The following is a 20,451-nucleotide window of genomic DNA, read 5'->3' on the forward strand; positions in this document are numbered from 1 at the left end:
TCCTCACGCTCTGCGCATCCCCCCGCGCCCCTAAGCCACGCCGAAACGATGGCGCCCGGTTCAGCTTTGCGCTGGATCTTTCCCACCCCACCCGCACCCTGTCGCTATCTGATCAGGGGAGCCTAGCCATGCGCCTGTACATCTGCGAGAAACCGTCCCAGGCCCGGGATATCGCCCGCGTGCTGCAGGCCAACCGCCGCGGTGACGGCTGCCTGCAGGGCAATGCGGTGACCGTGACCTGGTGCGTGGGCCATCTGCTGGAGACCGCGCCACCGGAGACCTACGGTGCGCAGTACAAGCGCTGGACCCTGGAGGATCTGCCGATCATCCCAAGCCGTTGGCAAGTGGTCGCCAAGCCCAAGGTCGCGGCGCAGTTGAAGGTCATCGAACAGCTGCTGCGCACCTGCAACGAGGTGGTGGTGGCCACCGACGCCGATCGCGAGGGCGAGATGATCGCCCGCGAGATCCTCGAGCGCTGCCGCTACCAGGGGCCGGTTTTGCGCCTGTGGCTCTCGGCCCTGGACGAGGCGTCGATCCGCAAGGCACTGGCCGCCCTGCGCCCGGGCGAGCAGACGCTGTTGCTTTATCACTGTGCGCTGGCGCGCTCCCGCGCCGATTGGCTGGTGGGCATTAACCTCAGCCGGCTGTTCACCCTGCTCGGCCGGCGTGCCGGCTTCGATGGCCTGCTGCCGGTGGGCCGCGTGCAGACGCCGACCTTGCGCCTGGTGGTGGAGCGCGATCGAGCCATCGCCAGCTTCGTGCCCCGCCCGTTCTGGACCGTCGATGCGCATCTGCAGGCCGAAGGCATGGTGTTTTTGGCGCGCTGGCAGCCGCCTGCCGGCAGTTGCGACGACAGCGGGTGCTGCATCGATGAGGCCGTCGGGCAGCGGGCGGCGCAGCGGCTGGTGCAGCGCGCCCAGGCGCAAGTGTCCTCCATCGAGGTGGAGCGGGTGTGCGAAGGACCGCCGCTGCCCTTTGACCTGGGGACACTGCAGGAGATCTGCTCGGCCAAGCTTGGCCTTGGTGCCCAGGACACCTTGAACACGGCGCAGGCGCTGTACGAGACCCACAAGGCCACGACCTACCCGCGCACTGACTGTGGTTTCCTGCCCGAGAGCATGCTCGATGAGGTACCGCGTGTCCTGCATGCCCTGGCAGCCAGCGCGCCGTCGCTGGGGCAATGGCTGAAGGAAGCTGACCCGGGCCGACGCTCACGCGCGTGGAACAGCAGCAAGATCACCGCCCACCACGGCATCACTCCCACGGCCGTGGCCCTCGACCTGGGCCGACTGTCGGAGCGCGAGCAGGCGGTCTACGCGCTGATTCGCGCCCGTTACTTGGCGCAGTTCCTGCCCGACCATGAGTACCTGAAAACGTTGGTGTTGCTGCAGAGCGACGAGGACCAGCTGCAGGCTCGCGGCAAGCAGATCCAGGTGCGCGGCTGGAAGGCGGTGATCGATGAAGCCGACGGCAGCGAACCGGGCGAGCCGAGCCAGCGACTGCCGACCCTGCGCGAGGGTGCGTCGCTGCCCGTCCTCGACGCCGTGGTCAACGCCCACCGTACCCAGCCGCCAAAACCCTATACCGAGGGTACCCTGGTCAAGGCGATGAAGACCATTGCCAACCAGGTCGCCGACCCGCGCCTGAAGCAGAAGCTCAAGGACAGCATCGGCATCGGCACCGAGGCCACCCGCGCCGCGATCATTCAAGGACTGATCGATCACGGCTACCTGGCGAAGAAGAAACGCAGCCTCGCGGCCTCCGCGGCCGCGCACACGCTGATTGAGGCGGTGCCGCCGGAGGTCGCCGATCCAGTGATGACCGCTATCTGGGAGCAGGCGCTGGACCGCATCGAATCGGGGCAGCTGGACGTCGAGACCTTCCTGGCCAAGCAGGCCGCCTGGCTCACGCAACTGGTGCAGAGCCACGCCTCGCTGACCCTGCGCGTGCCAGCCGCCGCCAAAGGCCCCGCGTGTCCGGTGTGCCGCAGCGCCATGCGCCAGCGCAAGGGCCGCACCGGTACCTTCTGGTCGTGCTCGCGTTATCCGGACTGCAAGGGCACCAAGCCGGTGGCCACACCCAAGCGCACCCGCAAGCCCCGCTCCTCCTGAGCAGCGCGCGGCACCTTGACGCTCCCCGCCGAGGCTGTTGTAGTGAAGGTGCCCTATCGCCAGTTGGCGAACCAAGACCGATTCGCTCCGGGCAGCTCGGTCGAACCGTCGTGTTCGGAGCCACGCCACACCTCTTCCCCCGTGATTGCTTTTCGGCGTTGTAGATCCTCCAGGCGGATGACCCGTGCGGCTTGCAGCAGGCCCCAGGGGTCATCCGCCTCGGCGATGATGCTCAGCACCGGTGCCCGCCGGCGAAAGACTGGGCGCCTTTTGTGCGCGGATGCGTGCCAGCAGTTTCCGATCCAGGCCACGACAAGGGTCGGTTGAACCAGGTGAATGACCGGCGACAGTTTTGCGATGGACTTCGCGGTCAGGGTATCGGGTCAAAGGTGGTCCTCCTCATCCTAGCCTGATGACCGTCGGGCTATTTTTTCGTCTGCGACTTTCCACTGAAGACCATTGGCTTCCGGCCGCCGAAGACCCGTTCAAGCCCCTGTTGACGCGGGCTTCACCTCGATCTATAGATGAGCTGCACCCTGCTGTCGATGACAGCACCCAGGTAGCCAGAACCTTGAAGGCTACGCCCGTGACGGGTGGTTCTTCCCCAGTGCGATCAGCGCTCGGCAGCTCGCACGGTCACCGCCCCCTCGGTGATGAGCGCTCCTTGACCGGTCCTGTGACCACCCTTACCTCCCCTGCGGAACTCACCTCCCGCCAGGGCTGGTGGATATCCGCGTTTCTTGCAAACAGGAGATTCACCATGGCTACTGCAAACAACGCCGCACCCACCAGCTACTTCAACCTGCACACCCAAGGCATTGGCTACCTGAACCGTATTCGCGAAGTCCCGGTACGTCGCGGGCAACCGTTCATGGCCTGCGACATTGCCGCGCTGCACGGTGCCTCGGATGACGTCGAGTACACTCGGTTCGACTGCAAGGTCGCCGGCGGTGAAGCGGAACGTCTGATCCGCGAGCACCTGGAAGACGTCAAGGCCGATCGCAAGGTGCTGCTGGCCTTTCGCATTGGCGACCTGTGGGTCGACGCCTTCACCTATGAAAAGGGTGAGCGCAAAGGCCTGCCGGGTGCCAGTCTCAAGGGTCGGTTGATCTTCATCGAGTGGATCAAGGTCGATGGCCAACTGACCTACAAGGCTGCACCCCGTGCTGAAGCCCCTGCTTCAGTTGAACCGGAGCAGCAGGCTGATGAGGCCGATGCTGAACAGGAAGCGCCAGCCGACACCTCCCGCGCCGTTACCGGCCGCCGTCAAGCCCCGGCTGCCAACAGCCGTCGCACCTCCACCCCGGCACGTCAGTCTGCCTAAGGCGATTGACCCACCCACCAGGCGCTCGCACGAGCGCCTTTTTTTCACCTGTGTCGGAGGTTGCCATGGAGAGCTACTGGCTCTGCGAGGACTGTCTGCAGGCGGTGGCCTTTGAGGACTTCAGCGCGCTGTCGCTGTATTACAGCGAGGCTGAGGTCGACCAGCGCATCGCCCGGATGCGTGCCGCCCTGCAAGCCCTGCTGCCCTTGAGTGCCGACTTCGATCCTGAGACCGGCATCGGCATCGAGGACTTTTCCACCGAGCCCTGCGAAGCCTGCTGCAGCCGCTTACACGGTACGCGGCATCGCTTCACCCGGCTTTGAACTACTGATACCTACCCAACGGGGGCTCTCCCCCTGGGGGGCGCTCCTGCCTTACGAGGAATGTCCCATGAACACCACCCTGAACCTGGTCGACTCCGTCGATCCCGCCGTGATCCAGCGCGTCAACGAGGATGCGCTAATCGAGCAGGCCCTGCAGTTGCTCGACCACCGCTATTTCCAGCGCGGCGAACTGCTGATCCAGCCTGCCGATGCCGCGGCCTACCTCAAGCTGCGCCTGGCCCCCTACCGGCAGGAAGTCTTCGCCCTGCTCTGCCTGGACTCGCGCAACCGCGTGCTCGGCTTCGACGAGCTGTTCTTCGGCAGCATCGATGGCGCCAGCGTCTACCCGCGGCAGGTGGTCATCAAGGCCCTGGAGCATAACGCCGCCAGCGTGATCTTCAGCCACAACCACCCTTCCGGCTGCCCGGAACCCAGCAACGCCGACCGCGTGCTGACCCAGCGCCTGACCGAGGCGCTGGCCCTGGTTGAGGTCCGCGTCCTGGACCACATCATCATTGGCGAAGGCCGTCCGTTGTCCCTGGCTGAATTCGGCTGGATCTGAACCGTCGTCCCGACGCCACCGCCTGCATGGGGTGGCCTCAACTTTCCCTGGAGAGCAGCCATGCATCCTCTTACGTCCACTCCCTTCGTTCGCGGCTACCAATCCTTTCGCTGTGAACGCCTTATCCAGATCCTCTACGAGGACTACTGTGAGCCCTGCTACCGGCCCCTGCACGATTCACAGGTGCGGTTGCTGGACCATGACATCAACCGCCAGCCTTGCATATTCAACGATGACTTCGTGCTGATCACCCGAGGGCAAACCCTAGTCAGAGAAGCCGTTGGACAATGCACTGACGATGGCACAGTGGTGGCGGTGGTCTACACGGTCATCGGCGATCATTTTGGCCAGTCTGCCCATTTGGGGGACTATCCCAGCGAAGAGGCAGCGCAAGCGGTGATCACGCAGTTGACCTTTGCCACAGGGCACTACAGCCGCAGCTGGGAGATCAGCTCGGCGCATCTGCCGCCTGCGGAGTTCAAACTGCTGGAGGAGCGTACCTGGCGCGGCATCGCGTTCGGCTTCTTCGAGTGTTTCGAGCTGTTCGACAGCCATGCCATCGGCTGCAAGCTGTATTCGACGCCTTGGCAGGATGGCGGCAACGCTTCTGAGTGCGGCGCCAGCCGCGCAGAAGTTCTGGCGCGCCTGCATGACGACCAAATCCCGCCCGTGCTGACCGAACTGTTGCTGCTGGCCGGGCAAGCGGACGTGCGTTTCCTGGTGTTTGATCCAGATGCCCGGCGGCTGCCCGAGCTCCCTATTTTTCCCGATGATTGATGCAAGGCGCCTACGGGCGCCTTTTTTATTGGGCGGGAATCGCTTTATCGGTGGGGGAACAGCCGCCCTTTTCGCCATGGTAGCGGCAACCTTCCCTGAGACATCGCCATGCATCGCCCATTCATGCTCACGCTGGTCATTGCCGCCCTGCTGGTGGGCTGCAGCCATGCTGCGACCCCACCCCGCCCAACACTATCCGCCGACGAGCCCGCGACGCCCGCCAAACCGCGGGTGCCAGAAACACTCCAGGCACCTGACTGGGTGCGACAGGGTCGCTATACGCTGGTCAGTACGCAGCCGACGCTGGAGCAACGCCAACCGCTGCTGCAGATGGTCGAGGTCAGTATCCCGCCGGCGCTGCACAGTTATGTCGGCGAGGCATTGCGCCATGTGCTGCAGCGCTCGGGCTATTCGTTGTGTCCGGATGTCCCGCCGCCGGCGCTGCTGTTCAGCCGGCCGCTGCCGGCGGTGCACTATCAGATCGGCCCGATGGCCCTGATCGATGCGCTGACCATCCTGGGTGGGCCGGCCTGGGAACTCAGCGTCGACCCACTCAATCGCTCGGTCTGCTATGCGTTGCGGTCGCCATCACCTGCTGCACCGGTCGGCACGCTGGGGCTCGTCCCATGAAAATACAGACCTTCCATGACCTGTTGATCGGTGCCCTGTGCATCGCCGCGACCTTGCTGGCGGCGGTGACCTACAACCATCATCAGCAACTCGCGGCCATGGTCGCAGTGGCCGCCCAAGCCCAGCCCGATCCTGCTCCGGCCCTGCGGCGGGATCTGGATCTGCTCCGCGATGGTCAGGCAAAGCTGCAGGCACAGTTCCGCGACCTGAACAGCCAGCAGGAGGCAGTCACAGCCAGCCAGGCGGCACCCCGGCAGCAGCTTGATCAGCTCGCCACTATCGTCGCTGAGCAGATCAGATCAACAGCCAATGTCCCCAGCAGCGAGGTATTTACCGCTTGGCAGCAACGACTCAACAAAGCCGAGGGTGGGCTTGCCCATGTGCAGGCCCAGCTCGCGGCAAAGGCTCAACCCCGTCCCCGCGCTGAACCCGCCCCGATGCCGAAGCCCAAGGTGAAATCACTGCGCCCTGCCCAACCGCCATTCTCGGTGCTCGGCATCGAGACGCGTGGCCGCGCCCGGCTCCTGTCGGTGCTGCCGGCCGGTCAGCGCTCGCTGTCTGCCGTGCAACTGCTGCAGCCGGGCGATAGCTTGAACGGCTGGCAGTTGCATGAGATCCAGCGCGACCAAGCCGTGTTCCAGGTCGCGGGGCATGCCGATAGTAGCCTGCCCCTGCCGTGAGGACGCTGTCATGCGCCTTTTCGCTCTTCTCAACCTGCTCCTGCTGCCCATCAGCCTGCACGCTGCCGTTGTTGCGGCGGCGGGCCAAGAGGTCGCCGAATCCACTCGACGGGATATCGATGTCTCGCCGCTACAGCAGAAACAGACCATTGCCGCGCAGGCGTGGGGACTGACCGACGATGAATGGGCCAAGTTTGAAAAACTGCAAAGCGGCCCCCGCCACTACTGGTCGCCGCAGCTGGACCCGCTGACTACCCTGGGCGTGGAGGCGGAGTCCGATCAGGAGCGGCAGCGCTACGCCGAGCTGCAAGTGCGTCTGGAGGCCAAGCGGGCCGAGCGCGAGTTGGCTTACCAGCAGGCGTACACCGCCGCGTGGGCGCGGCTGTTCCCCGGCCTGCAGCCCGTACAGGGCATGAGCAGCGCGGACAATACGTCAACCAGCCCCCGCTATGCGCTGTTCGTCGAAGAGCAGTGTTCGGCCTGCCAAACCCGGGCCTTGCAACTGGCGAAACAGGGCGTACTGCTGGATGTGTACCTGGTCGGCAGCCAGGGCAAGGATGACGTGATCCGGCATTGGGCGCGCCAAGCGGGCATCACCGCCGCACAGGTCAGCAGCGGGCAGATCACCCTCAACCACGACCGCGGGCGCTGGTTCGGCCTCGGCGCCAGCCGCCCTCTGCCGGCACGCTATCAACAGGTGGACGGACAATGGCAGCGCGTCGACTGATCTGCGCCCTGGCGCTGGGCCTCGCCACTGGGGCTGGCGCAGACGTGATACCCCCTCCTGCCTACCAGGTGATCGCCGCGCAGGCCGGCATTCCCTCCTCGGTGCTGTTCGCCATTGCCTTGCAGGAAAGCGGTACCCGCCTGCGCGGCCAGACCATCCCCTGGCCCTGGACGTTGAATGTCGCCGGCAATCCGCAGCGCTTCGCCAATCGTCAGCAGGCGTGCGCCGCCCTCATGCTCGAACTCACCCGCCAAGACCCACGGCGTATCGACGTTGGCCTGGGCCAAACCAACCTTGGCTACCACCCCGAGCGCTATGCCAGCGCCTGTGAAGCCCTTGACCCGCGGACCAACCTGGCGGTCACCGCCGACCTGCTGAAGGAACATTACGAGGCCGCAGGCGACTGGGTGCAAGCCGCTGGTCGCTATCACCGGCCAACCGGAGGCGCGCCGGCCGCCCGCTACCGTGCCCAGTTCATTCGCCATTGGCAGCGGGTCGACGCATCGGCTGCCCTAACTCTGGAGAGCCAGCCATGACACGGTTGCGGATCATTGCTCTGATCACTTTGTGCTGGCTGTGGTACGGCGTGACAGCCCAGGCCGACGAGCCAACGATGCCGCGCCTCGACCCACGCCGACTGAGCTGGGTACTGCCCATCCACAGCGCTCGGTTAAGCCCTGGTCCTGTTACGCCCCGAGTGCTGGATATACCGGGAATGACGCCCTTGTTTCTGGTCGGGCAGGACCCGCTGTCCCTGCAATGGCTGGCTGAACATGCCCAAGCCCTGCAGGCGCTTGGCGCCAGCGGTCTGGCCGTGGAAGCCGCAAACAGCGACGCGCTGCAGCACATCCAGGCAACGGCGCCGGAGCTACCGATCTGGCCGGTCAGCGGTGATGACATCGCCACGCGCCTGCAACTGGAGCATTACCCCGTGCTGATTACGCCAACCGCCTTGGAACAGTGAGGGCTACCCATGACCGATCACGCGATGGAGTCCCTGCTGCGACCCGCCGTGGAGCTTTACACCGTCGGCGTGTGCGCGGGCGCCGCGGCGCTGTGCCTGCACTCGCCCTGGGCGGTGGCGCTCTCGCCCGAGATTGGCGCCGGCATGGCGGTGGCCTACACCGCCTTTGGCCTCAAACGCCTGAATGAAGCCCGCGTCGTGCTGCGCTATCGGCGCAACATTCGCCGCCTGCCACGCTACTCACTCACCAGCCGGCAAATCCCGATCAGCAACAAGCGCCTGTTCATGGGCCGCGGCTTCCGCTGGACGCGCCTGCACACCCAACGCCTGGTCGAAGCCCAGGACCCTGCCCTTGCTCGTTATGTGAATCAGTCCGCCGCCTACCAGTGCGCTCGCCGGCTGGAGCGGGCGTTGGAAAAAGCACCTTTTGTCCTTTCACGCCTGGCCCAGGTCACCGCCTGGGATAGTCCCTTCAACCCAGTAAGGCCATTGCCCCCGGTGGGCGGTTCCCCGCTGCTGCACGGCGTCGAGCCCCATGAGTGCGAGGCCAGCCTGCCGCTGGGTGAGCGCGTCGGCCATACCCTGGTGCTGGGTACCACGCGAGTCGGCAAGACACGCCTAGCCGAGGTGTACATCACCCAGGACATCCATCGACAAAAACCGGAAGTGGTGGTGGTCTTCGATCCCAAGGGCGATGCTGACTTGCTCAAGCGCATGTACGTCGAAGCGCGTCGGGCCGGACGCGAAAAAGAGTTCTACGTGTTCCACCTCGGCTGGCCAGAGATTTCCGCGCGCTACAACGCCATCGGCCGCTTCGGGCGTATCTCCGAGGTCGCCACCCGTATCGCCGGGCAGTTGAGCGGCGAAGGCAATTCGGCCGCATTCCGCGAATTCGCCTGGCGCTTCGTCAACATCATTGCCCGCGCGCTGATCGAGCTGGGCCGGCGCCCGGACTATCTGCAGATCCAGCGCCACGTGGTCAACATCGACGCCCTGTTCATCGAGTATGCGCAGCAGTTTTTCGCCCGCCACGATCCCCAGGCCTGGGAGGCCATCGTGCAGATTGAGGGGCGACTCAACGAGAAAAACATCCCCCGGCATATGATCGGCCGCGAAAAACGTGTGGTCGCCATCGAACAATACTTGGCCGCCAAGCGCATCTTCGATCCGGTGATGGATGGGCTGCGCTCGGCGGTGCGCTACGATCGCACCTACTTCGACAAGATCGTCGCCTCCCTGCTGCCATTGCTGGAAAAGCTCACCAGCGGCAAGACCGCACAATTGCTGGCTCCCAACTACACCGATCTGGAGGATCCGCGGCCGATCTTCGACTGGCTGCAGGTGATCCGCAAACGCGGCATCGTGTACGTCGGTCTCGATGCACTGACCGATGCAGAGGTGGCCGCCGCCGTGGGCAATTCGATGTTCGCCGACCTGGTATCAGTGGCCGGGCATATCTACAAACATGGGGTGGACCATGGCCTGCCAAGCGTCTACAGCTCAGCAGAGAAGCTGCCGATAAACCTGCATGCCGACGAGTTCAATGAGTTGATGGGCGACGAATTCATCCCGCTGATCAACAAGGGCGGCGGCGCGGGCATCCAAGTGACCGCCTACACCCAGACGCTCAGTGATATCGAAGCGCGCATCGGCAACCGCGCCAAGGCCGGCCAGGTCATCGGCAACTTCAATACCCTGCAGATGCTGCGGGTGCGGGAGACCGCGACGGCAGAGCTGCTGACTAACCAGTTGCCCAAGGTCAACGTGCAGACGCGCACACTGGTGTCTGGCGCCACCGACACCGCCGACCCGGACGCCCATACCGACTTCACCTCCTCCTCCCAGGACCGTGTCAGCAGTACCGCCGTGCCGCTAATTGAGCCCGCGCATATCGTCAGCCTGCCGAAGGGGCAGATGTTTTCTTTCCAGGAAGGCGGCCAGTTGTGGAAGGTGCGCATGCCGCTTCCACAACCGTCCCATGATGACGCCATGCCCAAGGACCTGCAAGAGTTGGCCAACCACATGCGTGAATCCTACAACGCCAACGCGGGCAGTTGGTGGACCAGCGCTGGCGGCGCGCCCACGGTTGATTTCACCCCCGAATCGCCACCCCCAACGCGCAAGCGCCAATCCTGAATCACCGGATGAAATGCCACGTGTGCCGAGGTATCCATGCCGACCACTCCGGTCAACCAAGCACCTGCACCGCGAAAACCCGGGCTCATCCTCGCCACCATCGAACTGTGCCTACGGCTGCTGGGCGTGTTGTTTGGCTCGATGCTGTTTTCGATCGTGCTGGAGTTTGCCGGCATGGTGTGGTTTTGGCCTGACCAAGGATGGCACCACAGCCAGGTCATGTGGCAGAACGAGCTGGGGTGGTTGAGCGCGAACTTCAAACAGTCTTTGATCGTTGCGCAACCTGCTGAGGCCGTTAGCCGAATCCTCGGGGCGATCAATGATTGGTTGTTCGTCAGCATCGGTTGGGGCGAACTCCAGGTGCATATGACGAAGCTAAGCCAGGAGGACAGCATTCAGGGAGCCGCGGCGCAACTGTACGTTGGGTTGCAGGACTATCTGGTAGCAGCCCTTTTCACCGTCCTCACGTTCGTAGTCCGCGTCGCAGTGCTGGTGCTGTCGATGCCCCTGTTCCTCCTAGCGGCGGTGACTGGGGGGGTGGATGGGTTGATGCGCCGCGACCTGCGGAGATTCAGTGCTAGCCGTGAAAGCAGCTTTGTCTATCACCGTGCCAAACGACTGCTCATTCCCCTGCTGCTCACGCCCTGGATTATTTATCTTTCCCTGCCTTGGTCGATTGACCCAACCTGGGTACTAGTGCCCTGCGCTTGGGTGTTGGGTTGGATGATCGCGATCACTGTGTCGACGTTCAAAAAATACCTCTGAGAGCTCCGGCCAAGGCGCCCTGCCGCCCCTTGATCGACCCGGAATTGATGGTGCGCATGCTACTCGTCCGCTAGTTCTGGAAGACGAATTCCTCAATCGCTCGACCTTCTCGGAAAATCGCCATGGGGCTTGCATGACAGCGAATTATTCCGCTGGTTGTCCAATGAAGTGATGCGGCGCTGCATTGCGTCCAGGCTCCCTCGTCTTAATTTCGACTTGCCGGATTTCAGCTCAAGAGTTAATTGCCAGCCGCTCACTGCATACTAAGCTCGAAAGAGCTGGATAAAACTTGTAGGACACTTCCATGACAGAGCAATTTATGAGCGTTGAACCCGCTGACCTAGCTGCCACCTTCAACCTCCCTGCGTCCCGCTTTGAGCAGGAGCTGGCGCTTCTTGGTTGGCGAATAATTGTCGATGAAGCCACCCGCTTAGCGCAGGCGGACGACTTTGATCGCAACATTGGGCAGCGACGGGTTGTAAATAGTGTCCAAGATCTCCAGGTAACGCCAACCTGGGCGCATATCGTACAAGCCGCAAAAATATTTTTTCCACACCTGGCTTCTCGAGCGCCTGAAACGCCCACAAGTCCGCCTGATCGGTTGATCGGCTACGTTTACGTCCTGTTCGATGGGATGACGGGGCTCAGCAAAATTGGACATACCAAGGGACGGGGGAATCGCCAGCGTGCTCAGATGGGCAGCCATGGAAGCATTTTGGCCAACGTAGTAAATGCCAAAGTTGCAGACTGCCTTGCAGCCGAAGCGAAATGCCACGAACATTTTGCTCAGTGTCGTACGAACGGTGAGTGGTTCAGTGCGAAACTCGAAGACATTGTTCAGTATGTCCACACGGAGCTGGATTGGCTGGAAATTGATTACGAGAACCAGAGGACGCTTGGGCAGTACATCCTGCATTGCCAATCCGGTGATAGAGCGGAAGCGAAGGCAGTCTTGATGGAGGGGCAAAAGACACGCAGCAAGTCCATTCGCAGCACGTAGCTCGCATCGCTACCCCTCCATTCGGACATCGAAAGCGACTAGGTTCTGATCACTATTCATCAAGCGAAAACTTCATAAGTCAGTCACGGTGATGCCAGACATGCCGTGGACTATTTGTGATGACATTTTCCTCAATGCCGAGACTCATCCTTCTCGCTGTCTTGCTCCCGCTCCCGGTGCTGGCCCAAGAAGGGTTAGAAGCCCGCGAGCTGGGCTTGATCATCAAGCAACTTGACGCCATCGATCAGTTGGCCAACCGATCAGAGCTTGCCACACGCATCTCTGGCGAATCTCGCTATCGCTTCGACTACAGGCAGTTCGCCCAAGACCTTCAACAAGTACGCCGGGGCATTCACGACTACCTAGCGCCCTTACGTGCCCAACCCAACCAGCTCACACAGTTATCTGGATCTTATCGCGCCAACGAGCCAACGGCAGGCACAAGCCATGAGCATGACTGACACCCAGATCACCGCATTCACTGCGGCTGCCGGCTTTGCGCCGCAACTCAGCTCAGTGCTCTGGCGTTCGACCGTCCTGGTGGTGGCATTGCTGTGGTGTGCCTGGGCGCTGTGGACCGGCTACCGGGGTTGGGCGGCCGGCAACCTCAGCTTTGGTGCACTCGGCGGGAGCACGGCCCGTCTCGCGCTTGCCCTGATCGTGCTGATGTTTTTCATGCTGTCCTGATCACAGGAGACCCTAGCCATGCCCCTTCGCCTATTTCGTCCCGTCCGCTTCATCCACCTACGCCAGCGCCTGCAGCAAGGCTTTGTGGGTAGCCTGCTGATTTTGATGTCGAGCCTGGCCCTTGCTGACCTTCCTACCATGGAAGCGCCCTCCCGCGGCGAGGGCACCGGCCTGATCGAGACCATCAAAAATTACGCCTACGACGGTGGCATCCTGCTCGGCCTGCTGATCGCCCTCCTCGCCTTTCTCGGCGTGGCTTGGCACTCACTGACGGTCTACGCCGACGTACAGAACCAGCGCAAGACCTGGAAGGATCTGGGTGCGGTCGTTGGGGTCGGTGCGCTGCTGGTGGTGGTCATCATCTGGTTCCTGACCAAAGCCGCCGCCATCCTGTGAGGTCGCTATGCCCGATCCCATCGCGACCCTACCCGACGGCACCCTAACCTTCCTGCCCGAACGGCTCAATCGTGACCCGGCCGTATTGCGTGGCCTGACCAACGACGAGATGTGGGTCGCCCTAGCCATTGGCGCCAGTGTTGGCCTCATCGTCGGCGCGCCCCTGGCGCTGGCCACCGCCTCCATCGCCATGCTGCCCACCTGCATGATCGCCAGCATGGCACTGGTGCTGTTTGCCGGCGGCAAGCTGCTGCGCCGCGCCAAACGCGCCCGGCCCGAGACCTGGTTGTACCGAAGGTTGCAATGGGATCTGGCCCTGCACTGGGGCGTCGGCGCCCAGCACCTGATCCTGCACTCAGGCCCCTGGACGGTCAGGCGCACCCGTCGTCATCGGGAGGGCAACCCATGAGCCGCTTCCGCAACAAGGTCGATGCGCAACAGGCGCATATTTTCAGCCTGCGCCTGGCAGTAGGAGCGTTGGCTCTACTCAGTGCCGGGCTCTGGTATGGCTGGCAGACCGCTCCCACCCAGCTGACCATCCATGTACCGCCAGATCTTCGCTCGGGGAGCACTCGAAAATGGTGGGATGTGCCGCCGGAAAACATCTATTCCTTCGCCCTGTACATCTTCGGCCAGCTCAATCGCTGGCCGACCGATGGTGAGGCAGATTACCCCCGCGCGATCTACGCGCTGCAACCGTACCTCACCCCAGCGTGCAAGACCTTCCTCGACGGTGACTTCGAGTACCGCAAGGTCGCCGGGGAGCTGCGCGGTCGCGTACGAGGCGTCTATGAAGTACTCGGCCGCGGGTACAGCGATGACCCCGGCCTGCGGGTGAAGCAGTTGGATACGCACAGCTGGCTGGTGCAGCTCGATCTCAACGCCGATGAGTACTACGCCGCCGAACCGGTCAAGCGCGTTGTCGTGCGGTACCCGCTGCGCGTGGTGCGCTTCGATGTCGACCCCGAGCACAACAAGTGGGGCCTGGCCCTGGACTGCTACGAAGGCACGCCTCAAAAACTGTCTTTACCGGGAGGTGCGTCATGAATAAGCGCTTGCTGATCCTGGCCCTCGCAGGGACAAGCGTCTGGTGCGCGAGCACGGAAGCTTTAGAGATCAAGCATTGGGATCGCCTGCCCTTGGCCGTGCCACTGGTGGTTGGTCAAGAACGCATCCTGATGCTCGACGAGGACGTTCGCGTGGGCGTACCCAATGCGATCAGCGCAAAGCTGCGCGTGCAATCGGTGGGCAGCACCGTGTATTTGCTGGCGTCCGACACGATTCCGCCGACACGCCTGCAACTGCAGTCGGTGAAGTCCGGCGATATGGTGCTGATCGACATTGAAGCGGTGGCCGGCACTGCCGCGCTGGAACCGATCAAGATTGTCGCGGACGCCAAGGCACCTGAAGCGGAGGCTGCCCCAGGCGCTATGTCTACGGTACCGGCTACGCCGATCCCGGTGGTGCTCACTCGCTATGCCGCGCAAACCCTCTATGCGCCGTTGCGTACAGTCGCGCCGCTGCCTGGTGTTCGCCGCGTGCCGGTTGGTAAATCCGCTGCACTCAGTTCCCTGCTGCCCACCGAACACGTTACCGTCAAAGCCCTGGCCGCCTGGCGTCTAGGCGACTACTGGGTTACCGCGGTGAAGCTGGTCAACCAAGGGCCAGGCGAGGTATTGCTGGATCCGCGTCATCTGCAGGCGACGCTGTTCGCGGCGACCTTCCAGCACAACTCGCTGGGGCGCTCCGGTACCCCCGAAGACACTACGGTGGCCTATCTGGTCACGCGGGGTGGTAGCCTGAAACAGGCACTGCTGCCCCCGCCCAAGCCAGAGGGTGCCGACCATGAAAGCTAACGTGCTGCTGAAGTGGCTGGTACCTGGCCTGCTGGTCGCCGTCGTGCTGATCATTTTCAGGTCGTGGATTGCACCGCAGGGTGAAAAGCATCCTCAACCCCAGGACAACGCCACCCTCACTGCCGAGCAGGCCAAGTCCCTGGGCATCGCCGGCGATACCCCGCGCGACACCGTGGCCACCTTGGTCGGCCAGGTCAAAGCCATGCGCAGCGATATGCTGACGCTGAAAAAAAGCAACGAGTCGCTGCAGACCGAGAACAATCGGCTGCGTACGCGCGAGAGCAGCATCGACACCCGCATCCAGAGCACCCTGGGTAGCGTCACCCTGCAGGTGACCGAGCAGCGCCAGCAAGCCAATGATGCTCGGCAGAAAGCCGAACAACAGCACCGGGAAACCCAAGGGCTGCTGTCGAAGCTCAAGGACCAGATTGCTGGGATGTCAGGACCAAAGTCCGACTTACCCGTGGGTTTCGGCCTACAGCCCGGTGATGAGCAGGCCATCAAGGGCGCGCAGCCACCGGCGGATACACTGCAATGGATAGAGCCTGCGTCGGGACGCACGGAGAGCGACGGCGCGCCGAAAGCTGACAGCCCGCTGTCCAAGCTGTCCTCGAAGTTCGATGGCCTGGAGGGGCTGCAGGACAACGCCATTGACCGTGGCCAGAAACAGCTGCGTGCCGTGTCCAAGGGCGAGCGCGATCTCGCGGCTCAGCATGATCGCAACGAAGGCGCCAAGCCCGTCTACACCATCCCTGAGAACGCCACACTGATGGGCTCGGTGGCCATGACCGCGCTGATCGGCCGAGTCCCCGTGGATGGCACGGTCAACGACCCCTACCCCTTCAAGGTCCTGGTCGGACCGGATAACCTCACGGCCAACGGCATTGACCTGCCCGAAGTCGTGGGCGCGGTCATGAGCGGTACCGCCTCCGGCGACTGGACACTGTCCTGCGTGCGGGGCCAGGTCGAGTCGATCACCTTCGTGTTCGCCGACGGCACGGTGCGCACCGTGCCGCAGCCACAGGCCGTCGTCAGCCGCAACAGCGCCACCAACCAGTCCTCGAACACCGAGAAGATCCGTGGCGGCCTCGGCTACATATCCGACCCCTATGGTATTCCGTGCATTTCCGGCGAGCGTCGCTCCAACGCCCAGCAGTACCTGGGCAGCCAGAGTCTGATCACCGCCGCCGGTGCCGGCTTCGCCGCAGCCTTGGGCAGCGAGCAGAACAGCGCCTCCTTCATCAGTTCAAGCAGCAGCTCGCTGGGGGTCAGCCAGAGCAGCGGCAATAGCGCACTGAACTCGGTCATCAGCGGTGGCATCGGGGATATCCGTGACTGGATCAACAAGCTATATGGCGAAGCCTTCGCCGCCATCTACGTGCCCCCCTCCGCCAAGGTCGCGCTGCACCTGGACCACGAGATCACCATCGACTACGACCCCAAAGGCCGGAGAGTCCAACATGAAAACTCATCCGTTTCGACGCTGGACCTGGATTAGCCTGCTCTGCCTCTCGCTGCTTGGCTGCAGCACCGACAAGGACAAACTGCTGCCCCACGGTGATCAGACGATGCTCGACATCTGGAACGATGCCGGCTCCACGGGCACTCAGGTACAACTGCAGGAGGCTCGCAGCGAACTGCGCCGGCCAGTGCTCGAACCCGAGCGGCTGATCAGTGACCAGGCGTCCTACACACGCACCGCAGCCAACGAGATCCGTGCGCAGTTTCCGCGCCTGCCTAACCCCGATCTGGTGATGTACGTCTACCCGCATCTGAGCGGCACCCAGCAGGCGCCGGTCCCGGGCTACTCGACGGTGTTTCCGCTGTATGAAAAGGTGCAGTACGCGCTGCCGGGCGAACGCCTGGATGATCTCTGATGACCGAGGAGCGCGATCAGGGGCAACGACGCTGGAAAGCCTGGCGCGCCGCCCAGCGCCGACGTGTAACGCAGGCCGATGAAACCGCGCACTACGCGCACAACCCCAGCTTCACCGACCACTTACCCTGGGTGGAGTACATAGAGGCCGAGCGCTGCTTCCTGCTCGACGACAACCGCTCGGTCGGTGCGGCGTTCGAGCTGGTGCCGATCGGCACCGAAGGCCGTGAGCCCGAGTGGCTGCTGGCCGCCCGTGACGCGTTGGAGGACGCCCTGCAGGACAGCTTCGACGAGCTCGACCAGGCGCCGTGGGTGGTGCAGTTTTACTGCCAGGACGACAGCGACTTCTCGCCTTATCTGGAGCGTTTGGAGCGCTATATCGCTCCCCGGGCGGCGGGCACGCCATTCACCGAGGCATTTCTCGGTTTGATGCGCCGACATCTGGCCGCCGTGGCCAAGCCCGGGGGTTTGTTTGACGACCACGTGGTATCGCATTTGCCGTGGCGCGGCAGCAATCGACGGATTCGCTTGGTCGTCTATCGTTGGCTGGATACCCCACCCGACAGCCAGGAACAGCCGCCCACCCAACTGCTGGCCAGGGCCTGCGACCGCATCACTGCATCCCTGCAAGCTTGCGGTGTCAGCCCTCGGCGGTTGAACGGACGCGACTTCTACGCTTGGCTTCTGCCCTGGTTCAATCCTGCCCCAGCCCTGACCGGCGAATCACCTGCCGAGTTCTACCGGCGAGTGCCCTATCCCGAAGACGAGGAAACAGACTCTCTGCAACTCCCCTTCGACCACGATTTTGCCGAGCGCCTGTTTTACCAGGAACCGCGCTCCGACGTTGAGCAGGGGCTGTGGTACTTCGACCAGCAACCCCACCGGGTGATGGTGGTCGACAAGCTGCGCAAGCCGCCTCACATCGGGCAACTCACCGGAGAGACGCGCAAGGGCGAGGCGCTCAATGCGCTGTTCGACCAGATGCCGGAAGCGACGGTTATGAGCCTGACGCTGGTGGTGACGCCGCAGGACGTACTCGAGGAACAGCTGAACCGACTCGCCCGCAAGGCCATTGGCGAAAACCTGGCCTCGACCCAGACCCGTCAGGATGTCGAGGAAGCGCGCTCGCTGATCGGCCGCCAGCACAAGCTCTACCGCGGCACCTTGGCGTTCTACTTGTGCGGCAAGGACGAGCCAGAGCTGCGCCAGCGCTCCATTCAGGCCGCCAACGTCCTGCTCGGTGCCGGCCTGCAGCCGGTACGCGACGGCGATGAAGTTGCCGCGTGCAACAGCTACCTGCGCTGGCTACCTATGGTGTACAACGCCAACCGCGACAAACGAAACTGGTACACCCGGCTGCTATTCGTGCAGCACGTTGCCAACCTCTTGCCGCTGTGGGGGCGCAGTGTCGGCACCGGCAATCCAGGCATCACGTTCTTCAACCGCGGCGGTGCTCCGCTGTCCTTCGACCCGCTGTCGCGGTTTGACCGATCCATGAACGGCCATCTGTTGTTGTTCGGCCCTACCGGCGCGGGCAAGTCGGCCACTCTGGTCTCGATCCTGATGCAGGTCATGGCCGTCTACCGGCCGAGGCTGTTCATCGTCGAAGCCGGCAACTCGTTTGGCTTGCAGGGTGACTATTTCGCCACCCTGGGGCTTTCGGTCAACAAGGTTCAACTCAAGCCTGGCAGCGGGTTGAGCCTGGCGCCGTTCGCCGACGCCCGGCGGCTGGTCGAGCGCCCCGATCAGGTCGCCAGCCTGGCCACCGATGACCTTGACGACAGCAACACGGACAACGATGAGCAACGCGACGTCTTGGGCGAACTGGAAATTACTGCACGATTGATGATCACCGGTGGCGAAGCCAAGGAAGAAGCGCGCCTGACCCGCGCGGACCGCAGCCTGATCCGAGAGTGCATCCTCGATGCCGCCAAGGCGTGCGCGGATGTCCAGCAGCAGGTCATGACCCATGACGTGCGAGATGCGTTGTTGCGGGTGGCCAGTGATGCTCATCTGCCCGACAAGCGCCGTGAACGCGCCCAGGAGATGGCCGAGTCCATCGACCTCTTCTGCCAGGGCTTCGAGGGCACGCTGTTTGACCGGACCGGCACGCCGTGGCCTGAGAGTGACGTCACCATCGTCGATCTGGCGACCTACGCCCGCGAGGGCTACGAGGCGCAGATGTCGATCAGCTACATTAGCCTGATGAACACCGTGAACAACCTGGCCGAACGGGAGCAGTACCTGGGGCGGCCCTTGATCATGGTGACGGACGAAGGCCACATCATCACCAAGAACCCCTTGCTGGCGCCGTTCGTGGTCAAGGGCACGAAAATGTGGCGCAAGTTGGGGGCGTGGTTCTGGCTGGCCACGCAAAATTTGGCCGACTTCCCCACCGCCGCGCAGACCATGCTCAACATGATCGAGTGGTGGATCTGCCTGAACATGCCACCGGCGGAAATCGAGGAGATCGCCCGCTTCAAGAAGCTGACGCCGGCGCAGAAGACGTTGCTGTTATCGGCAAGCAAGGCTTCGGGTAAATACACGGAGGGAGTGGTGCTGGCCAAGAACATGGAAACACTGTTTCGTGCCGTGCCCCCGAGCCTCTACCTGGCCTTGGCCATGACCGAGCCCGAGGAAAAAGCCGAACGCTGGCGACTGATGGAAGAACAGCAAATGTCCGAGTTGGAGGCCGCGCTGCTGGTGGCCGCCGAGATCGACCGCCTGCGTGGCATCTAATGCATCCGCCGCTTGCCAGTTGCAGAGTGTGGAAGGGGCAGCTGCGCCATGCCCGCGAGGTCCTCGTCCACTTCCTCCAGGTCCCCCTGGACCAGCGCGAGCAGGACCAACGCCGCCACGACGCGCAACGGCAACAGTGGCAGCAGGAAGCGCGTGACGTAGACGCACCGCCTGGGCAAGCAGGAAGAACTGCGGCAGTTGTGCCTCGAGCGGGCGTTGGTCGGCGGCGGCGCTGACCGTGGTGCGCGCGCTGGCCACCGCCGGCGCCTTACAGGCAGGCAGCTTCTCACGCTGGCAAAGATCAACGAGCCGTGTGGTCGAAGCGGCCCTCGGCCAACGCGGTTGCTTCGGCCGTGGTACCGGCCATCCAGAACCCTAGGCCCGGAATACTGCGGTGGCTGTCTCGTATCGAGATGGAAGTAGAAAACCTGCGATGAGGGCAACCCGCACCAATTCCCCCAGTTGTATCAGGTTCGGCACTGTCTGCGATGTGTCGGGAACGGTAGGTACTTAGACAACCACAACATCCAGCCTGGGCGAAGACCAACACCGCTTTTCGGGTGCCTGGCAGCCAATATTTCACGGGCGCTACCGGGCCCTGCGTCTGCCAGGTCGCGGCCTGCACGGTCACGCTTTCGATTACGAAGGGTAAGCGTCGGGCATAGAAGTAGCGGAAGGCGAGCGACCCAACGAATAGGTCGGGGGCGGCGCCGGCAACTACACCCAGGTTGGGAGTGCCAAAAGTTCTTACAAGGTGCGACAATCCATCGCGTAGATACGCCCGGAGCAGTGTCGGCCAATCCCAGACTGCTGGGAAACAAAACCCAAGGCATTGGCCAATGTTCCGTCATGCTTCCCGAAATAAGGCTCGCATCAGCAAACGCCACCGTAATTATCT

General features: G+C 63.2%; 22 protein-coding genes. All 22 read left to right on the top strand.

Annotated elements, in window-relative coordinates; genetic code table 11:
• Window positions 1-128 precede the first annotated feature (128 nt).
• The 22 genes from RAM80_RS05250 to RAM80_RS05355 all read left to right on the top strand — a co-directional run bounded on the left by RAM80_RS05250 (window position 129) and on the right by RAM80_RS05355 (window position 19,553).
• Entirely contained in the window at window positions 129-2,111 is a 1,983-nt protein-coding gene (locus RAM80_RS05250; RefSeq protein ID WP_416425173.1) for a DNA topoisomerase III, read from the top strand.
• 760 nt (window positions 2,112-2,871) lie between these two features.
• Entirely contained in the window at window positions 2,872-3,435 is a 564-nt protein-coding gene (locus RAM80_RS05255; protein WP_416425174.1) for an STY4534 family ICE replication protein, read from the top strand.
• Between the two features lie 65 nt (window positions 3,436-3,500).
• The gene (locus RAM80_RS05260; RefSeq protein ID WP_416425175.1) at window positions 3,501-3,758 is read left to right on the top strand and encodes a hypothetical protein; all 258 of its coding nucleotides are present in this window, start codon (window positions 3,501-3,503) and stop codon (window positions 3,756-3,758) included.
• 67 nt (window positions 3,759-3,825) lie between these two features.
• The gene (locus tag RAM80_RS05265; protein WP_416425176.1) at window positions 3,826-4,320 is read left to right on the top strand and encodes a JAB domain-containing protein; all 495 of its coding nucleotides are present in this window, start codon (window positions 3,826-3,828) and stop codon (window positions 4,318-4,320) included.
• Between the two features lie 60 nt (window positions 4,321-4,380).
• Window positions 4,381-5,097 (top strand): hypothetical protein, encoded by a 717-nt coding sequence (locus tag RAM80_RS05270; RefSeq protein WP_416425177.1) that lies wholly within the window; start codon window positions 4,381-4,383, stop codon window positions 5,095-5,097.
• A 108-nt stretch (window positions 5,098-5,205) separates the two neighbouring features.
• On the top strand, window positions 5,206-5,727 hold the full coding sequence (locus RAM80_RS05275; protein ID WP_416425178.1) for a PilL N-terminal domain-containing protein: 522 nt from the start codon (window positions 5,206-5,208) through the stop codon (window positions 5,725-5,727).
• Window positions 5,724-6,407, top strand: a complete 684-nt coding sequence (locus RAM80_RS05280) for a hypothetical protein (protein WP_416425179.1) — start codon at window positions 5,724-5,726, stop codon at window positions 6,405-6,407. The genes RAM80_RS05275 and RAM80_RS05280 overlap by 4 nt, the downstream gene beginning before the upstream one ends.
• 10 nt (window positions 6,408-6,417) lie before the next feature.
• Complete coding sequence (locus RAM80_RS05285; RefSeq protein ID WP_416425180.1) at window positions 6,418-7,134, top strand: TIGR03759 family integrating conjugative element protein; 717 nt, start codon at window positions 6,418-6,420, stop codon at window positions 7,132-7,134.
• The gene (locus RAM80_RS05290) at window positions 7,116-7,670 is read left to right on the top strand and encodes a transglycosylase (protein WP_416425181.1); all 555 of its coding nucleotides are present in this window, start codon (window positions 7,116-7,118) and stop codon (window positions 7,668-7,670) included. The genes RAM80_RS05285 and RAM80_RS05290 overlap by 19 nt, the downstream gene beginning before the upstream one ends.
• 77 nt (window positions 7,671-7,747) lie before the next feature.
• Entirely contained in the window at window positions 7,748-8,098 is a 351-nt protein-coding gene (locus RAM80_RS05295) for an integrating conjugative element protein (RefSeq protein ID WP_416427418.1), read from the top strand.
• 9 nt (window positions 8,099-8,107) lie between these two features.
• A complete protein-coding gene (traD, locus tag RAM80_RS05300) occupies window positions 8,108-10,234 on the top strand; it encodes a type IV conjugative transfer system coupling protein TraD (RefSeq protein ID WP_416425182.1) in 2,127 nt (708 codons plus the stop codon).
• A gap of 36 nt (window positions 10,235-10,270) precedes the next feature.
• Window positions 10,271-10,999 carry a TIGR03747 family integrating conjugative element membrane protein gene (locus RAM80_RS05305; RefSeq protein ID WP_416425183.1) on the top strand — a complete coding sequence of 243 codons (729 nt, stop codon included), beginning with the start codon at window positions 10,271-10,273 and terminating at the stop codon, window positions 10,997-10,999.
• Window positions 11,000-11,303: 304 nt separating this feature from the next.
• On the top strand, window positions 11,304-11,999 hold the full coding sequence (locus RAM80_RS05310; RefSeq protein WP_416425184.1) for a GIY-YIG nuclease family protein: 696 nt from the start codon (window positions 11,304-11,306) through the stop codon (window positions 11,997-11,999).
• 119 nt (window positions 12,000-12,118) lie between these two features.
• Entirely contained in the window at window positions 12,119-12,460 is a 342-nt protein-coding gene (locus RAM80_RS05315) for an RAQPRD family integrative conjugative element protein (RefSeq protein ID WP_416425185.1), read from the top strand.
• Window positions 12,447-12,686 carry a TIGR03758 family integrating conjugative element protein gene (locus tag RAM80_RS05320; protein ID WP_416425186.1) on the top strand — a complete coding sequence of 80 codons (240 nt, stop codon included), beginning with the start codon at window positions 12,447-12,449 and terminating at the stop codon, window positions 12,684-12,686. Before RAM80_RS05315 ends, RAM80_RS05320 begins: the two co-directional genes overlap by 14 nt.
• A gap of 18 nt (window positions 12,687-12,704) precedes the next feature.
• The gene (locus RAM80_RS05325; protein ID WP_416425187.1) at window positions 12,705-13,082 is read left to right on the top strand and encodes a TIGR03745 family integrating conjugative element membrane protein; all 378 of its coding nucleotides are present in this window, start codon (window positions 12,705-12,707) and stop codon (window positions 13,080-13,082) included.
• A 7-nt stretch (window positions 13,083-13,089) separates the two neighbouring features.
• Window positions 13,090-13,491 (top strand): TIGR03750 family conjugal transfer protein, encoded by a 402-nt coding sequence (locus tag RAM80_RS05330; protein ID WP_416425188.1) that lies wholly within the window; start codon window positions 13,090-13,092, stop codon window positions 13,489-13,491.
• Window positions 13,488-14,129 carry a PFL_4703 family integrating conjugative element protein gene (locus tag RAM80_RS05335; protein WP_416425189.1) on the top strand — a complete coding sequence of 214 codons (642 nt, stop codon included), beginning with the start codon at window positions 13,488-13,490 and terminating at the stop codon, window positions 14,127-14,129. Before RAM80_RS05330 ends, RAM80_RS05335 begins: the two co-directional genes overlap by 4 nt.
• Entirely contained in the window at window positions 14,126-14,938 is an 813-nt protein-coding gene (locus RAM80_RS05340; RefSeq protein WP_416425190.1) for a TIGR03749 family integrating conjugative element protein, read from the top strand. Before RAM80_RS05335 ends, RAM80_RS05340 begins: the two co-directional genes overlap by 4 nt.
• A complete protein-coding gene (locus tag RAM80_RS05345; protein WP_416425191.1) occupies window positions 14,928-16,436 on the top strand; it encodes a TIGR03752 family integrating conjugative element protein in 1,509 nt (502 codons plus the stop codon). The genes RAM80_RS05340 and RAM80_RS05345 overlap by 11 nt, the downstream gene beginning before the upstream one ends.
• Entirely contained in the window at window positions 16,399-16,815 is a 417-nt protein-coding gene (locus RAM80_RS05350; protein WP_416425192.1) for a TIGR03751 family conjugal transfer lipoprotein, read from the top strand. The genes RAM80_RS05345 and RAM80_RS05350 overlap by 38 nt, the downstream gene beginning before the upstream one ends.
• Complete coding sequence (locus RAM80_RS05355; protein WP_416425193.1) at window positions 16,815-19,553, top strand: conjugative transfer ATPase; 2,739 nt, start codon at window positions 16,815-16,817, stop codon at window positions 19,551-19,553. The genes RAM80_RS05350 and RAM80_RS05355 overlap by 1 nt, the downstream gene beginning before the upstream one ends.
• The last annotated feature ends 898 nt before the right edge of the window (window positions 19,554-20,451 follow it).

The organism is Pseudomonas sp. App30, assembly GCF_047947025.1.
Lineage (GTDB): Bacteria > Pseudomonadota > Gammaproteobacteria > Pseudomonadales > Pseudomonadaceae > Aquipseudomonas.

Excerpts from the sequence above, each read along its gene's own strand:
- RAM80_RS05355 (WP_416425193.1), top strand. The coding sequence starts at position 16,815 with ATGACCGAGGAGCGCGATCAGGGGCAACGACGCTGGAAAGCCTGGCGC.
- RAM80_RS05270 (WP_416425177.1), top strand. The coding sequence starts at position 4,381 with ATGCATCCTCTTACGTCCACTCCCTTCGTTCGCGGCTACCAATCCTTT.
- RAM80_RS05345 (WP_416425191.1), top strand. The coding sequence starts at position 14,928 with ATGAAAGCTAACGTGCTGCTGAAGTGGCTGGTACCTGGCCTGCTGGTC.
- RAM80_RS05320 (WP_416425186.1), top strand. The coding sequence starts at position 12,447 with ATGAGCATGACTGACACCCAGATCACCGCATTCACTGCGGCTGCCGGC.
- RAM80_RS05290 (WP_416425181.1), top strand. The coding sequence starts at position 7,116 with ATGGCAGCGCGTCGACTGATCTGCGCCCTGGCGCTGGGCCTCGCCACT.
- RAM80_RS05265 (WP_416425176.1), top strand. The coding sequence starts at position 3,826 with ATGAACACCACCCTGAACCTGGTCGACTCCGTCGATCCCGCCGTGATC.
- RAM80_RS05275 (WP_416425178.1), top strand. The coding sequence starts at position 5,206 with ATGCATCGCCCATTCATGCTCACGCTGGTCATTGCCGCCCTGCTGGTG.
- RAM80_RS05260 (WP_416425175.1), top strand. The coding sequence starts at position 3,501 with ATGGAGAGCTACTGGCTCTGCGAGGACTGTCTGCAGGCGGTGGCCTTT.
- RAM80_RS05285 (WP_416425180.1), top strand. The coding sequence starts at position 6,418 with ATGCGCCTTTTCGCTCTTCTCAACCTGCTCCTGCTGCCCATCAGCCTG.
- RAM80_RS05330 (WP_416425188.1), top strand. The coding sequence starts at position 13,090 with ATGCCCGATCCCATCGCGACCCTACCCGACGGCACCCTAACCTTCCTG.
- RAM80_RS05250 (WP_416425173.1), top strand. The coding sequence starts at position 129 with ATGCGCCTGTACATCTGCGAGAAACCGTCCCAGGCCCGGGATATCGCC.
- RAM80_RS05255 (WP_416425174.1), top strand. The coding sequence starts at position 2,872 with ATGGCTACTGCAAACAACGCCGCACCCACCAGCTACTTCAACCTGCAC.
- RAM80_RS05335 (WP_416425189.1), top strand. The coding sequence starts at position 13,488 with ATGAGCCGCTTCCGCAACAAGGTCGATGCGCAACAGGCGCATATTTTC.
- RAM80_RS05310 (WP_416425184.1), top strand. The coding sequence starts at position 11,304 with ATGACAGAGCAATTTATGAGCGTTGAACCCGCTGACCTAGCTGCCACC.
- RAM80_RS05340 (WP_416425190.1), top strand. The coding sequence starts at position 14,126 with ATGAATAAGCGCTTGCTGATCCTGGCCCTCGCAGGGACAAGCGTCTGG.
- RAM80_RS05305 (WP_416425183.1), top strand. The coding sequence starts at position 10,271 with ATGCCGACCACTCCGGTCAACCAAGCACCTGCACCGCGAAAACCCGGG.
- RAM80_RS05315 (WP_416425185.1), top strand. The coding sequence starts at position 12,119 with ATGACATTTTCCTCAATGCCGAGACTCATCCTTCTCGCTGTCTTGCTC.
- traD (WP_416425182.1), top strand. The coding sequence starts at position 8,108 with ATGACCGATCACGCGATGGAGTCCCTGCTGCGACCCGCCGTGGAGCTT.
- RAM80_RS05295 (WP_416427418.1), top strand. The coding sequence starts at position 7,748 with ATGCCGCGCCTCGACCCACGCCGACTGAGCTGGGTACTGCCCATCCAC.
- RAM80_RS05325 (WP_416425187.1), top strand. The coding sequence starts at position 12,705 with ATGCCCCTTCGCCTATTTCGTCCCGTCCGCTTCATCCACCTACGCCAG.
- RAM80_RS05350 (WP_416425192.1), top strand. The coding sequence starts at position 16,399 with ATGAAAACTCATCCGTTTCGACGCTGGACCTGGATTAGCCTGCTCTGC.
- RAM80_RS05280 (WP_416425179.1), top strand. The coding sequence starts at position 5,724 with ATGAAAATACAGACCTTCCATGACCTGTTGATCGGTGCCCTGTGCATC.